Consider the following 14,203-nt stretch of genomic DNA (forward strand, 5'->3'; position numbering starts at 1 on the left):
CCCCGCTAATTGCGGGGCTTTTCTTTGCAGTAAAACTACAAGATGATCAGAACCTGTTTACGATTTGTCGCGAGCAACCGTCAGCAGGGTGCAGAGCAGCGCAGAAACCGGAATGTACTTGGGTACATGAGGATTTCGAGCAGCACATAAGCCCTGATCACGGCTGCGAAGCAAGATCGTAATCAGGTTCTTACAGCACTGACTTGGCAGCAGCCACCACATTCTCGACCGTAAAGCCAAACTCCTTGAACAACGCCGGAGCAGGGGCAGACTCACCAAAGGTATCCATACCTACTACAGCGCCTTCCAGGCCAACATACTTACGCCAGAAGTCCGAAACACCCGCTTCCACCGCCACCCGCGGCACACCACGAGTCAACACCGATGCCTTGTACGCGGCATCCTGGCGGTCGAATACATTGGTCGACGGCATAGAGACCACACGGGCACGAATGCCTTCAGCAGCCAGCTGGGTTTGCGCCTTCAGCACCAATTCCATCTCCGAACCTGTGGCGATCAGTATCACCTGCGCAGCACCACCTTCAGCTTCGCGCAGCACATAACCCCCCTTTGCGATATTGGCAATCTGCGCCGCATCACGCGATACAAAAGCAAGGTTTTGACGGCTCAGCACTAGGCTGCTCGGACGGGTCTTTTGCTCAACAGCCATTGCCCACGCCACGGCGGTTTCAGTGGTATCGCAGGTACGCCACACGTCCATATTGGGGATGTAACGCAGCGTAGCTGTCTGCTCCACCGGCTGGTGGGTCGGACCATCTTCACCAAGGCCTATCGAATCGTGCGTGAACACAAAGATCGGATTGATCTTCATCAAAGCCGCCATACGCAGCGCATTACGGGCGTATTCGCTGAACATCAGGAAGGTGCCGCCGTAAGGGCGTAATCCACCATGCAAGGTCATACCATTCATGATGGCGGCCATGCCAAATTCGCGCACACCGTAGCTGATGTAATTGCCATTGCCTTGACCATCGATCCACTTGCTGCCTGACCAGTTGGTCAGATTAGAACCCGTTAGGTCGGCAGAGCCCGCCAAAAACTCAGGCAGCTTCGGCGAGTAAGCTTCCAAGGCAATCTGGCTGGCCTTACGGGTTGCTACAGTCTGCGCAGCATCGTTGATTTTGGCGATAGCAGCAGCTTTGAATTCAGCCCAGTCAGCAGGCAGATCACCCGCAATACGGCGTTCAAACTCGGCAGCCAGTTCCGGGTACGCAGCACGGTAAGCCGCAAAGCGACTGTTCCAGCTGCTCTCGGCTTCAGCGCCTTTGGCTTTTGCATCCCAACCGGCATAGATATCTGCAGGCACTTCGAATGGCACATGGCTCCAGCCAAGCGCCTCACGTGTTGCCGCTACTTCGGCCGCACCAAGCGCTGCACCATGCACGTCATGGGTACCAGCTTTATTGGGCGATCCCTTACCGATTATGGTTTTACAGCAGATCAACGTCGGCTTGCTGGTCTCTACTTTCGCAGCTGCAATGGCGGCCAATACAGCGTCAATATCATGACCATCCACGCCAGCGATGACATGCCACCCATAAGCCTCGAAACGCTTAGGCGTGTCATCGGTAAACCAGCCTTCAACGTGGCCATCGATGGAAATACCATTATCGTCCCAGAACGCGATCAGCTTGCCCAAACCCCATGTACCGGCCAGTGAGCAGGCTTCATGCGAGATCCCTTCCATCAGACAACCATCGCCCAGAAAGGCATAAGTGTGATGGTCGACAATCTCATGTCCAGGTTTATTGAACTGTGCCGCCAGCAACTTCTCGGCCATGGCCATACCCACTGCATTGGTAATGCCCTGACCCAAGGGACCGGTGGTGGTTTCGATACCTGGCGCATAACCATACTCGGGGTGACCCGGCGTCTTGCTATGCAATTGGCGGAAGTTCTTCAGTTCCGAAATCGGCAGGTCGTATCCCGTCAGATGCAGCAACGAATAGATCAGCATTGAACCATGGCCATTCGACAGTACAAAGCGGTCGCGATCTGCCCACTTTGGATTTTGCGGGTTGTGCTTCAGATGGCTGCCCCACAAGGCCAATGCGATTTCAGCCATGCCCATTGGCGCACCTGGGTGGCCAGAGTTGGCTTGTTGTACAGCATCCATGGAGAGGGCACGAATTGCGTTGGCAAGTTGGGTACGTGAGGCAGCCATTGGGATCTCTTTTCCAGTCAAACGAACGCGCCTAGGGCGCTAACCGCCCCTTCGCCCACCTGTAAGCACCTAGGCAGAGAAGGAGCCAGTGTGAAGAAAACAAACGGCCCGATTAAGGAACCGGACCGGGCAAAACCGGCGGCATTATCGCTTTTCACGCCCGCACGGGCAAGACAAGCCTTTGATAATTAGCTGGAATTTCTTCGGAAAACGTAACATTACTACGCACAAAGATCACCAATACCGCCAGAAATTACTACAAGTCACCAAACTTGGTATGTCTATATATAGTTAGTGTCGGATTTTTTTACATCTAACGCTTTCCCCCACCAAGCGTTCAACATAAGGAACTGACCCATATAGGGAAATCAGTTCCGGCACAGTCCGTGCTTTTGGACGCGGTCGAATTATTTTAACTAGATAAGCAGGGGGAAGTTCCTATGAGGCTTTGTTCACGCCTGGTGACTATGGTATTGGCATTGATATGCGGCACAGTCAATGCGGCAGCTATCCGTAATGCCAACCTATTTAACGATTATGTGCTTGGTGCCAATGATGATAACTCTACCGGTTTGGTAGATATCGGTTTCAATATTGATTTCTACTCAGTAAAAAGTAAAAACCATCTTTATATAAACAATAATGGCAATGTCACTTTCTTTAATAAACTCAGCACATTCTCCCCATTTGGACTGATCAATAATAGCTTTCCAATGATCGCCCCATTCTTTGCCGATGTTGATACACGTGGAAATGGTTCCGGGCTAGTACGGTATGGCACAGATACTATTGCCGGGCACAAAGTCTTTGGCGTGAATTGGATCAACGTAGGTTACTTCAATAGCGCATCCAATAAACTGAATTCCTTTCAGCTTATTCTGACTGATCGATCAGAAACGGGTGCCGGGAATTTCGATATGGAATTCAATTACGACAAGATTCTCTGGGAAAGTGGTAGCGCCAGCGATGGCGTCAATGGCGTGGGTGGCAGCCCTGCTACTGTCGGTTATACCGATGGCGATAGAAATGACTTTGAATTTGCCGGTTCACGTAAGACGCGGGCGTTCCTGGATAGCAGCTCAACCGGACTAATCCATGGTCGTCAAAATTCAAACGTGGATGGACGCTATATCTTCCATGTACGCAGTGGCCAGGTAATACATATCCCGGAACCCACAACATTCGCTTTGCTTGGCTTAGGGCTACTGGCTACTTTCGCCACTCGCCGTAGAAAGGTTTGATCCATCCATACTGATAGAGCCTGTTCAAAATCCCGCGAGCTATGGCGAAGCTTTGAACAGGTTTAGTACAGTTTCTTAACCTTCTGACTTCTTGGCCAACGCAGCAAGACGAGCGTCGTAACCCATTGGGTGGGGCTCGTTACGGGCCAGTGCTAATTCAATCTGCTTTTGCCGCTCTATAGCGCCGGCGCGAGTTTTTTCACTGAGCTTATCCCAGCAATGCGGGCAGCTGATACCAGGGCTGTAATGAGGAGATTGGCGATCAGCTACCGATACCGGCTCTCGGCAGGCATGGCATAGATCGTAATCACCTTCGCTCAAATCGTGGCGGACGCTGACTCGATTATCGAATACAAAACAGTCCCCCTCCCATTGGCTCTCTTCTTGCGGTACGGTTTCCAGATATTTCAGAATGCCGCCCTTCAGGTGGTACACCTCTTCGAAACCAACACCCAACATATAGCTGGAAGCCTTTTCGCACCGTATGCCGCCGGTACAGTACATGGCCACCTTCTTGTGCTTCTTCGGGTCGAAATGTTGCTGCACGTATTCCGGGAATTCACGGAAGCTTTCCGTTTTCGGATCAATCGCTCCCTTGAAGGTACCGATAGCTACTTCGTAATCATTACGGGTATCGATCAGCAGGACTTCAGGGTCAGCAATCAATGCATTCCAATCCTGGGGCTCCACATAAGTACCGACCTTTTTATTAGGGTCTACATCCGGCACCCCCATGGTTACGATTTCTTTCTTGAGCTTCACCTTGGTGCGATAGAAGGGCTGCGTATCGCAATAGCTTTCCTTATGGTCGATACCAACGAAGCGTTCATCACGCTTCAGCCAATTCAGTAGACCATCAATACCCTCGCGGGTAGCAGAGACTGTACCGTTAATGCCCTCTTGAGCCAGCAGGAGCGTCCCTTTTACCCCATTGTCCAGCATGCATTGGGTAAGGGGCTCTCGCAGAGCGACATAATCGGTAAGCGTGACAAATTTGTATAGCGCGGCCACGACAATAGGGCCATGTTTGACATCGGACATAAGGTTTCTCCAGTAGTCGTCCCCGCAAAGGACGGACCAGTTAAATACGCAGCGCCGACCACATAGGTCGGCGCGCAGGTGGAGTTTACCTTATAGAACAGCCAATTACAGCAATAGGCTAACAAACTACCTATCTACTTAGACACTATTCGAAAACATATTTACCCGGAGCATCACAGATTTTCTTGTATTGGCGGTTACCTATTGGGAGCGGTTTGATCTGGGGGCCACATTGAGGACGGAGCCACGCTACCCAGCTTGGCCACCATGAACCTGCCTGCTTTTGCTGCTCGCTCAGCCATTCTTCCGAATGTGTGCCACGTGAAACCTCGCTCTGCCAGAAGCTGCGTTTGGAGGTTGGGGTTGGTGGATTGACGATGCCAATAATGTGGCCAGAGGTAGATAGCGTAAACCAAGACTTGGCTGGCAGACGTTTCAGCAAGGTAAAGGTGCTCTTCCACGGTGCGATGTGGTCTTCCTCAGCCGCCACCATAAACAGCGGCTGCTGGATTTGTCCCAGATCGATCAGCTCACCGGCCATGGTCAAACTGTCTGGCTCAATCACGCGGTTATGCAGATAAAACTCGCGCAAATAGAAGCGATGCATCGCCGCCGGCATGCGAGTCATATCGGTATTCCAGTACAGCACATCCATGGCGCGCGGGGTTTCACCCAACAGGTAATTGCTGACCACGTAGTTCCAGATCAGGCTGTTTGGCCGCAACATACGGAAGCTGGCGGACATCTCCTTGCCATCCAAAAAGCCCTGTTTCTTCATAATGCCATCGATGACATCAAGGCCGTCTTCATCGATAAAGACCTCGATATCCCCAGGGTTGGAAAAGTCCGTCAATGTCGTCAACAGTGTCCAGTGCGCAACCGGTACATCAGGCCCTTTACGGTTGGCCCAGGCCATATACAGCGTCAGCAAGGTCCCACCTATGCAATAGCCAAGGGCATGCACCTTTTCGCTCTTCGCTACGCTTTGGGCAACTTCAATGATCTTGGCTGCACCATCGACGATATAGTCGTCAAAGGTTATCTCCGACATATCCTCGTCGGGGTTCTTCCAGCTGGTAATGAAGACATTGAAGCCCTGTGCCACCAAGAATTCGACCAAGGACTTACCCGGCGCCAAGTCCAGGATGTAGTACTTGTTTATCCAGGGGGTAATCAACACCAAAGGCACCGCATGAACCGTCGGGGTGGTGGGAGCGTAGTGAATCACCTCCAGCAAACGACCACGGTAAACAATTGCACCAGGTGTCAGCGCCAAGTTTTCCCCCACTTTGAAGGGTTCCCGGTCTGTCATGCTGACATCACCACCCGCCATATCACGCGCCAGGTTTTGCAGCCCTTTTACCAAACTCTCGCCCATGGTCTCCCAAGCTTTTCGTTGCGCGATCGGGTTGGTGGCAAGGAAATTGGTCGGGGCAAAGGCATTCAATGTCTGACGCAACCAAAAAGCGCTTTTACGCCGTTCTTCTTCTGACAGGCCCGGGCTCTGGTACAGCATGTCCTGTATCCAGCGGGTCTGCATCAGATAGCCTTCTTTGAGATAGTCCCACATGGGCTCGTCACGCCAAACCGAATCGGTAAAGCGCTGATCTTCGGTATTGGGTGGGAATATGTCGATATCCGGCGCCCCCATGAATCGCCCTGCCGCCTGGGTATGCAATGTAAAACAGTCATAGCCATAACGCGTCATGGCCGACGCCGCTTCCATGGGGCTACCAAGCCAGGATGTGATCGCCTTGGCGTGGATGTTGATCAACCCCCAAGGGTCGAGGACCTGCCGTAACTGATGCCTTAGATTCGCATAGCGGACTTCCTGCTCTTCCAGAAAGCGAACGCGCATGGTGGCGGGGAAACTCATCATAGGGCTCTCCAAGAGTGGCAGCTACCTCATTAGGCTAGTCCGTGTGCGGCAGTGCAACAAGCACGATCCACACAACGATGACCAACTTCTGGCGATACCCAAGCCGAATCAGTTACCCCGCCTTTCAGTCGCTTGATGTTTGCCTGCCGTTACAGGTTAAAGCAGCACGAGATTATCGCGATGAATCAGTTCAGGCTCATCCACAAAACCCAGGACCGCCTCAATCTGACTAGAAGGCAAACGTACAATCCGGCGCGCATCCGCCGCATGGTAGTTCACCAACCCACGCGCCACCTCAGTACCATCCGGGCCCATACAACGCACCATCTCACCGCGCAGAAACTCGCCTTCCACGGCAACCACTCCAATCGGCAGCAAGCTGGTACGCTTATCACGCAGCGCTGCGACAGCTCCTGCATCCAGCACCAGGGAACCCCTGACCTGCAAATGGTCTGCCAACCATTGCTTACGGGCAGCAATACGTGTGGTACGCGCAGTCAGCTGTGTACCGATTGCTTCACCTCGCGCCAGCCGGGTCAGTACCTCAGCCTCGCTGCCCGAGGCAATCACTGTACTTGCACCACTGCGTGCAGCCCGCTTGGCGGCGATGATCTTGGTATACATGCCGCCCGTCCCCACAGCAGAGCCCGCGCTACCAGCCATGGCTTCCAATTCTGGCCGGCCAGCCTCGTACTCCTCAATAAAGTGGGCATCTGGATGCTTACGTGGGTCGGCGCTGTAAAGACCCCGTTGATCGGTCAAAATAACCAGCGCATCAGCATCGATCAGATTGGTCACCAACGCACCCAAGGTATCGTTGTCACCCACCTTGATTTCATCAGTTGATACAGGGTCGTTCTCATTGATGATCGGAATAACGCCCAAACCCAACAATGTCAGCAAAGTTGAGCGGGCATTTAGATAACGCGTACGGTCAGCAAGGTCTTCATGGGTCAGCAGGATTTGCGCTGTTTTCAGGTCGTGGGCGCGAAAGCAGCGCTCATACGCTTCTACCAGTCCCATTTGCCCGACTGCCGCCGCGGCCTGCAATTCGTGCAAGGCACTGGGGCGTTTTGGTAAACCCAAACGGGCCACTCCTTCGGCAATTGCGCCAGAACTGACCAGCACCACCCGTTTGCCTTGACTAACCAAACTGGCAATTTCAGCCGCCCAACGACTGAGTGCGCTATGGTCAAGACCACGCCCATCATTCGTAACCAGTGAAGAGCCGACTTTGACAACAACACACTGCGCGGTAGCAATACAGCTTTGCATGATGAAACCTGTAACAAACAAAAAGTTGGAAACCAGTCGTCGATTATGCCGTCAGAACAACGGCCTATACACGACCAATGTGCCATGAAACCACGCACAATCACTTATCTCAAAGTCGCTGTCTTCATTGCCTGCCTGCTGCCATTGGCGCGTGCGGCTTATATTGTCTTCAGCGGTATACAAGTCAACCCGATTGAGTTCATCACACGTTCCACCGGGACGTGGACGCTAGTCATGCTGCTGCTCAGCCTCAGCATCACCCCGCTACGTCGGCTGACCAAGTTCAACGAGCTAATCCGGTTCCGCCGTATGCTGGGCCTGTTCGCGTTTTTCTACGTGGTTCTGCACTTCATCACCTATATCTGGCTCGACCAATCCCTCGACCTTGCGGCAGTGTTGAAAGACATCATCAAACGGCCGTTCATCACGGTTGGATTCGCGGCATTTGTTCTGCTGATACCACTGGCAGCAACCTCTACTGACGCCATGCTCAGGCGGCTCAAACGCAACTGGGGCAAGCTGCACAAACTGGTGTACCTCATCGCCCCGTTAGCTGTGCTGCATTACATATGGTTGGTGAAGAAAGACCTGACCCAGCCCCTGATCTATGCCGGGGTGCTTGCAGTCTTATTGGGGATACGGATCTGGTGGCGCTGGCAGCCACGTAAAGGATAAAAGTCCACCACAGCACGGTGGAGGAGACTAAATATAACGCGTAGGATCTGCCACTTCCGCAGCCTCAAAGCCCTCTTTGCGCAGACGACAGGCATCGCATACCCCACAAGCCTGTCCCTCCATATTTGCCTTGTAGCACGATACAGTCAGGCCATAGTCCACGCCTAACCGAACGCCAGCCTGCACAATCTCAGCCTTGGTTAGACTGATCAAAGGCGTACGGATGTGAAGCTTGCTCCCCTCCACCCCGATGCGCGTCGCCAGGTTGGCCATGCTTTCGAAAGCGGAAATAAATTCAGGACGGCAGTCTGGGTAACCTGAGTAATCAACGGCATTCACACCGATAAAAATATCATTGGCCTGCAGCACTTCAGCCCAGCCAAGTGCGAAGGAAAGCATGATGGTATTGCGGGCCGGAACATAGGTAACCGGTATTTCCCCAGCTTTCACGCCATCCACAGGCACCTCGATATTGGCATCTGTCAGCGCTGAACCACCAAAGGCCGCAAGGTCGATAGTGGCAACCCGATGCTCTTTTGCCCCCAATGCATTAGCAATACGGCGTGCCGCCGCCAGCTCAGCATTATGGCGCTGACCATAATCGAAACTCAGACAGTAGCATTCATAACCATCGGCACGTGCCATAGCCAATACAGTGGTGGAGTCAAGCCCACCAGACAGCAGGATTACAGCTTTTTTCATAGTTTTACTCAGAAAGAAGATATATCAGTCGTCCACATCAATCGGGCTGGTACGCGTTCCCTGATGGAATACCATCTGCCAGCCACCTGTACCACAGCGCCATATGGAGCTACGCAAGGAGAAAACAACTTGTTGCCCTTCCCCTGCATACGTCTTCAACCGATAAGTAATCAGCGCAATATCGGGGGACAGAAAGCGGACGCAAAATGCGCTTGGAACAAATAAGGATGCAGTCTCATCTGGTAAACAAGCCAAGATATGCGCCTTGCCGAAAATACGGCCAGAACTACCATGCTCAAGAAAGTCATCCGCAATCAGTACATCCAATTCCGACGCGGACAACCTGGTATCGGAAGCCAACAACTTGCACTCAAGTTCAATGATCCCATCAGCATCCATGTTCGTCTCCCGATCTCACCAGTCGCAAAGCAGTCCTGACTCGCCTGACTAGAAGTAGGTAAATCGCAGGTACGACAAGTTTGCACGAAAGGTTCAGTCAGCTACATCAAACCCCAGGCTTATCACCCCATAGAATTTTGTGTAGCTGCACCTGTACACGTACCGGCAATTTGTCGGCGATCACCCATTCGGCAAGATCACGCGGTGGCAACGACTCCCATACAGGGCTGAATATCACAGGGCATAGGGTATGCAAGCCATTATCCAGCAACAATTCGCGCGCCCATTCATAGTCATACCGATGCACCAATACAAACTTCAGCTCATCTCGGGCATTCAGATGTTGGAGATTGGTCCACAGGTTCTTCTCTACTTCACCTGAACCCGGGGTCTTGATATCGACAATCCTTGAAACCCGCGGGTCTACTTTATCGATAGGCAAATGACCGCTGGTTTCCAGGCTGACTGAAAAGCCAGCATCACAAAGCCGTACCAGTAGGTCATGACAACCCGCCTGAGCAAGTGGTTCGCCCCCCGTGACACAGACATACGGTGTGCCATGCTTGGCGACCGCTTCCACAATGGCGGCCAGACTCATCCGTTCACCACCATGGAAGGCATAAGCACTATCGCAATAGCCACAACGTAAAGGGCAACCCGTCAGGCGCACAAATACCGTAGGCAGGCCAAGGCGGCTGGTCTCACCCTGTAGGGAAAAGAAAATTTCGGTGATACGAAGACTTTGGGACATCGGGGAACTCTAAATAGCAACGGCATGGGCAAACACCCATGCCGCGTTGCAACAGATTGAATTGTCTCAGAAATTTACCTTTAGGCGAAGCCAGTCATATTGATTGGGCAGTATCTACACGATAACTGCTTAGTCAACAGGGCACATAAGCCTTGATCACAACTGCGCAACAAGATCGTGAATTGGTTCCAAGGACTCATCACCACTACCGTTGGCCAACAATCAGCTATTCACCTTAATGACGAATTAGTAAAACCGCATATTTCCATAATAAAGATGGGCGGTTAAAGTCAATGTCTACTTGCTGCTAGAACCTGTTAAAGATCTGTCGCGAGCAGCCATCAGCAGAGTGCAGAGCAGCACAGAAACCGGGATGTACTTTGGTACATGAGGATTTCAAGCCGCACATAAGCCCTGATCACAGCTGCACGGCAAGATCTTGAACAGGTTCTTAGGCAAGTTTATTGATAACTAGTTGAGCCAATTAATGAATTTTTTACCCAGAAACCACATTGCTGTAATAATGTCCTTGGTACTAGGAATAGCCGCCTGCGGTAGTAGCAAGGCAATTAGTGATACTTCGCCATCGCTTTTTACAATGTCCGATAAGTCGAGTTTGGCGATCCGCGACATAAAGCAACATGCCCATAATGCAGGCAGCCTCATTACCATCCAAGGTAGTGGACTGCTGGGTGTCAGTTACGTTTCCTTAGGTGGTCTGGAGGTGAAGTTCTCGACCGATTCCGATGACCGCCTATTTATCGAAGTACCGGAAGAATTCCGCTCTGGTTTGGTTGAGTTACGTACGGCAAGCGTAGTTGGCTTGTCGAACCAGCCCATTACACTAAGTGGATTGGCGCACAGCGCACCAACCCACTAAGAGTCGCTAACAAAATCCTTCTGGCGTTGTTGTGCAAGCTTGCCGTACCCACGTACTGTCTACGCTTACGCGCCTAGCCAGAATCGCTTCGCTGGGTTTTGTTAGCGACTCTTAGCACCTATTTACGATCTGCCACGGGCAGCTATCAGCAGGGTGCAGCGCAGAAACTGGAATGTACGTTGGTACATGAGGATTTAAGCAGCACCTAAGCCCTGATCACAGCTACGCAGCAAGATCGTGAACAGGTTCTAACGGCTCAGAACCCTGCCAGCTTCAAGCCACTCACCAAAGGCTTGCCCTTTTTGGCCCGTTTACCTACATAAGGGGCAAGGTCGTTGGCATCGAAGGTAAGCGCCATTGGCTTACCGCCACGGCCTACTCCATTCAACGTCAAGCTTGTACCGTCACTCACTGTGATCGCAGCCAGGGTATCGCCATCGTCCAGTGCCATCGCAATCATCCCCTTGCCTCCGCCCGATAAAGGTTTCAATTCGGAAAGCGGGAAAGCGTGCAGGCGGGCGGAAGTAGAAAGACAGCAAACCAGATTGCCTTCTGCCTGAGTAAAGAGAGCGACCTTCAGAATTCCTTCTCCCTCATCCAAAGTTAGGAAGGCTTTACCCGCCTTTTGGCGCGTCAGCAGGTCTTTGAACTCACAATGGAAGGCATACCCATTGGCTCCTGCAATCAACAGCGCCTGTTCTGGTTTAGCCGTAATCAGCTGCACAACGCGCGTCTTGACAGCAAGATCAATCAGCGAGGCAACCGGCACCCCATCACCACGCCCACCGGGTAGATTACCAGCCATCAAGTTGTAGACCCGGCCATCCGACCCGAACAGCGCTATCGTATCGACCGAGCGGCACTCCAGCGCTACCATCAGGCTATCGCCTTCCTTGAAGGTAAGATTCTGGCTATCCAGACCATGCCCGTTACGGCTACGGATCCACCCCTTTTCGCTCAGAATCACCGTCAAAGGTTCATCTACCACAGTGGCAACAACGGTAGCACGGTTCTTTGCCTCAATCAGTGTTCGGCGTGCATCACCATAGGTCTTGGCATCGTCTTTGATTTCCTTGATGACCAAGCGCTGCATGGTGCCTTCATCCGCCAACAAGTGCTCCAGCCCCGCCTTCTCTTCACGCAGCTTGGCAAGTTCCTGCTCGATCTTGATGCCTTCCAATCGTGCCAACTGGCGCAGACGGATTTCAAGAATGTCCTCGGCCTGGCGTTCACTCAAAGCAAATGCGTGTATCAGTGCGGGCTTAGGCTCGTCACTTTCGCGGATAATACGGATGACTTCATCAATATTCAGGTAGACCAGCAGACGACCTTCCAAAATATGGATTCGGTCATCCACCTGCCCCAAGCGGTAGCCAATACGACGACGCACTGTACCAAAACGGTACTGCACCCATTCGGCCAATAGTTGCTTGAGCGACTTCTGCTGCGGTTTGCCATCAATACCGATCGCCACAAGGTTGATCGACGCATTGCCTTCAAGGCTGGTATGCGTGAGCAACATATTGGCGAACTCTTCCTGGTTCTGGGTACGGCTCTTGGGCTCGAAAACAAGCCGTACCGGTACATCTTTGCCCGACTCATCGCGCACCGCATCCAGCTGGCTCAACAACAACTGCTTAAGCTGGACCTGCTCTTGCGTCAGCGCCTTTTTACCCTTTCTGATCTTCGGGTTGGTAAGATCCTCAATCTCTTCCAGTACCTTTTGGCTCGATGTATTGGGTGGCAGCTCATTAATTACCAGCTGCCACTGACCACGGGCCAGCTCTTCGACTTTCCACCGGGCACGCACAGCCAAACTGCCTCGGCCGCTTTCGTAAGCAGCCAAGATCTGATCACGCGTGGAGATAATCTGGCCACCACCAGGAAAGTCCGGCCCCTGGATGGTGTCGAGCAAGTCGGCAACTTCCATCCCTGGATTCTTGATCAACGCTACTGCAGCTTCTGCGACTTCGGTGAGGTTATGCGGTGGAATTTCAGTCGCCATGCCAACAGCAATACCCGAAGCACCATTAAGCAACAGCATGGGTAGACGCGCCGGTAAAAGCTTCGGCTCTTCAAACGCACCATCGTAGTTGGGCACAAAGTCAGCTGTGCCCATATTGATCTCGCTTAACAGCAACTCGGCAATCTTGGTCAGCCGCGCTTCGGTATAACGCATGGCGGCTGCGCCATCGCCATCACGACTGCCGAAATTCCCTTGGCCATCCACCAATGGGTAACGCATAGAGAAATCCTGCGCTAACCGCACCATAGCGTCATAAGCAGAAACATCGCCATGGGGATGAAACTTACCCAACACCTCACCTACCACACGGGCTGACTTTACCGGCTTAGCGGTCGCCCCAAGTCCCATCTCGTGCATGGCGTAAAGAATGCGCCGCTGAACCGGCTTCTGGCCATCACAAACATCTGGCAAAGCACGGCCTTTGACCACCGAAACAGCGTATTCAAGATATGCCCGTTCGGCATACCGGCCCAAGGGCACCGCGTCACTTCCAGAGAAGTCGGTCAAGCTGGGCGGTGGTGGTAACGCACCTCCACCATCAGCCACTTTGATAGCTTGTGGGTCTTCGTCGTCGAGTAGCGGAAGGTCTGGTGTATCGGTCATGGTATGAGACTGGTTACATATATAGGATGAAGCCGGCGGATGATGGCACAGCCAATCATATGGCGGTAGTTGCTATCGATCTGCCTACACTGCATTAAGCCCCATCTTCCCCTTATGCATGACCTTAATACGCGGCACCTCGCTACGCTGATGGATGCTCGTGACAGATCGTGATCAGGTTCTCGGGTTACAAAGCTGGCTTTTAACTTCTACATTCGGAACCTCAAGCTCACCTCAAAACTAAGCAAAGCCCAACGTAGCAGCTTGCTCGATCAACTTCATCTTCCATACTTCTGCCCGCAGGTCTAAGCGTACAACTAGGTATACGCCGAGCAACCACGTTAGGTGCTTCTAAGAACCTGTTCAAAGTCTCCGCAGAAGAAGAGTCAGAAAGGCAAACTGAATGAATTGCAAGCTGATGTCGAGCTTGCGTTCACAGTTCTTCCACAATCGACGGCACTTCTCCAACCACGCAAAAGAACGCTCCACTATCCAACGCTTCGGCATCACCGCAAACCGATGCAGCTCACTACGCTTGGCTATTTG

12 protein-coding genes are annotated in these 14,203 nt (G+C 52.4%); 3 read left to right on the top strand and 9 right to left on the bottom strand.

What is annotated here, in order from left to right; all coding sequences use genetic code 11:
• Positions 1 to 190: 190 nt before the first annotated feature.
• Positions 191 to 2,185 (bottom strand): transketolase, encoded by a 1,995-nt coding sequence (tkt, locus tag ACUHMQ_RS06005; RefSeq protein WP_445294544.1) that lies wholly within the window; start codon positions 2,183 to 2,185, stop codon positions 191 to 193.
• Positions 2,186 to 2,625: 440 nt separating this feature from the next.
• Between tkt and ACUHMQ_RS06010 the strand changes: the two genes are divergently transcribed.
• Positions 2,626 to 3,426, top strand: a complete 801-nt coding sequence (locus ACUHMQ_RS06010) for a nidogen-like domain-containing protein (protein WP_445294545.1) — start codon at positions 2,626 to 2,628, stop codon at positions 3,424 to 3,426.
• Between the two features lie 75 nt (positions 3,427 to 3,501).
• Here the strand turns inward: ACUHMQ_RS06010 and trhO are convergent, their stop codons facing one another.
• The 3 genes from trhO to proB all read right to left on the bottom strand — a co-directional run bounded on the left by trhO (position 3,502) and on the right by proB (position 7,621).
• A complete protein-coding gene (gene trhO / locus ACUHMQ_RS06015; protein ID WP_445294546.1) occupies positions 3,502 to 4,467 on the bottom strand; it encodes an oxygen-dependent tRNA uridine(34) hydroxylase TrhO in 966 nt (321 codons plus the stop codon).
• Positions 4,468 to 4,612: 145 nt separating this feature from the next.
• On the bottom strand, positions 4,613 to 6,346 hold the full coding sequence (locus ACUHMQ_RS06020; RefSeq protein WP_445294547.1) for a PHA/PHB synthase family protein: 1,734 nt from the start codon (positions 6,344 to 6,346) through the stop codon (positions 4,613 to 4,615).
• A 156-nt stretch (positions 6,347 to 6,502) separates the two neighbouring features.
• The gene (gene proB, locus ACUHMQ_RS06025; protein WP_445294548.1) at positions 6,503 to 7,621 is read right to left on the bottom strand and encodes a glutamate 5-kinase; all 1,119 of its coding nucleotides are present in this window, start codon (positions 7,619 to 7,621) and stop codon (positions 6,503 to 6,505) included.
• Positions 7,622 to 7,705: 84 nt separating this feature from the next.
• Here proB and msrQ point away from each other — a divergent pair, with 84 nt between their 5' ends.
• Entirely contained in the window at positions 7,706 to 8,296 is a 591-nt protein-coding gene (msrQ, locus tag ACUHMQ_RS06030; RefSeq protein ID WP_445294549.1) for a protein-methionine-sulfoxide reductase heme-binding subunit MsrQ, read from the top strand.
• 27 nt (positions 8,297 to 8,323) lie between these two features.
• Here msrQ and queC read toward each other — a convergent pair whose 3' ends face one another.
• The 3 genes from queC to queE form a co-directional block, all read right to left on the bottom strand.
• Positions 8,324 to 8,998 (bottom strand): 7-cyano-7-deazaguanine synthase QueC, encoded by a 675-nt coding sequence (queC, locus tag ACUHMQ_RS06035; protein WP_445294550.1) that lies wholly within the window; start codon positions 8,996 to 8,998, stop codon positions 8,324 to 8,326.
• Positions 8,999 to 9,022: 24 nt separating this feature from the next.
• Positions 9,023 to 9,397, bottom strand: a complete 375-nt coding sequence (locus ACUHMQ_RS06040; RefSeq protein ID WP_445294551.1) for a nuclear transport factor 2 family protein — start codon at positions 9,395 to 9,397, stop codon at positions 9,023 to 9,025.
• Between the two features lie 106 nt (positions 9,398 to 9,503).
• Positions 9,504 to 10,148, bottom strand: a complete 645-nt coding sequence (gene queE / locus ACUHMQ_RS06045) for a 7-carboxy-7-deazaguanine synthase QueE (RefSeq protein ID WP_445294552.1) — start codon at positions 10,146 to 10,148, stop codon at positions 9,504 to 9,506.
• A 598-nt stretch (positions 10,149 to 10,746) separates the two neighbouring features.
• Here queE and ACUHMQ_RS06050 point away from each other — a divergent pair.
• Positions 10,747 to 11,028: an IPT/TIG domain-containing protein gene (locus tag ACUHMQ_RS06050; protein WP_445294553.1), complete on the top strand. Its 282-nt coding sequence runs from the start codon at positions 10,747 to 10,749 to the stop codon at positions 11,026 to 11,028.
• Between the two features lie 256 nt (positions 11,029 to 11,284).
• Here the strand turns inward: ACUHMQ_RS06050 and parC are convergent, their stop codons facing one another.
• Together parC and ACUHMQ_RS06060 are read right to left on the bottom strand one after the other, a co-directional pair.
• Complete coding sequence (parC, locus tag ACUHMQ_RS06055) at positions 11,285 to 13,657, bottom strand: DNA topoisomerase IV subunit A (RefSeq protein ID WP_445294554.1); 2,373 nt, start codon at positions 13,655 to 13,657, stop codon at positions 11,285 to 11,287.
• A gap of 363 nt (positions 13,658 to 14,020) precedes the next feature.
• Positions 14,021 to 14,203, bottom strand: a 183-nt coding sequence (locus tag ACUHMQ_RS06060; protein WP_445294555.1) for a transposase, incomplete at its 5' end; no start/stop codon positions are given.

This window comes from Chitinimonas violaceus, assembly GCF_052601015.1.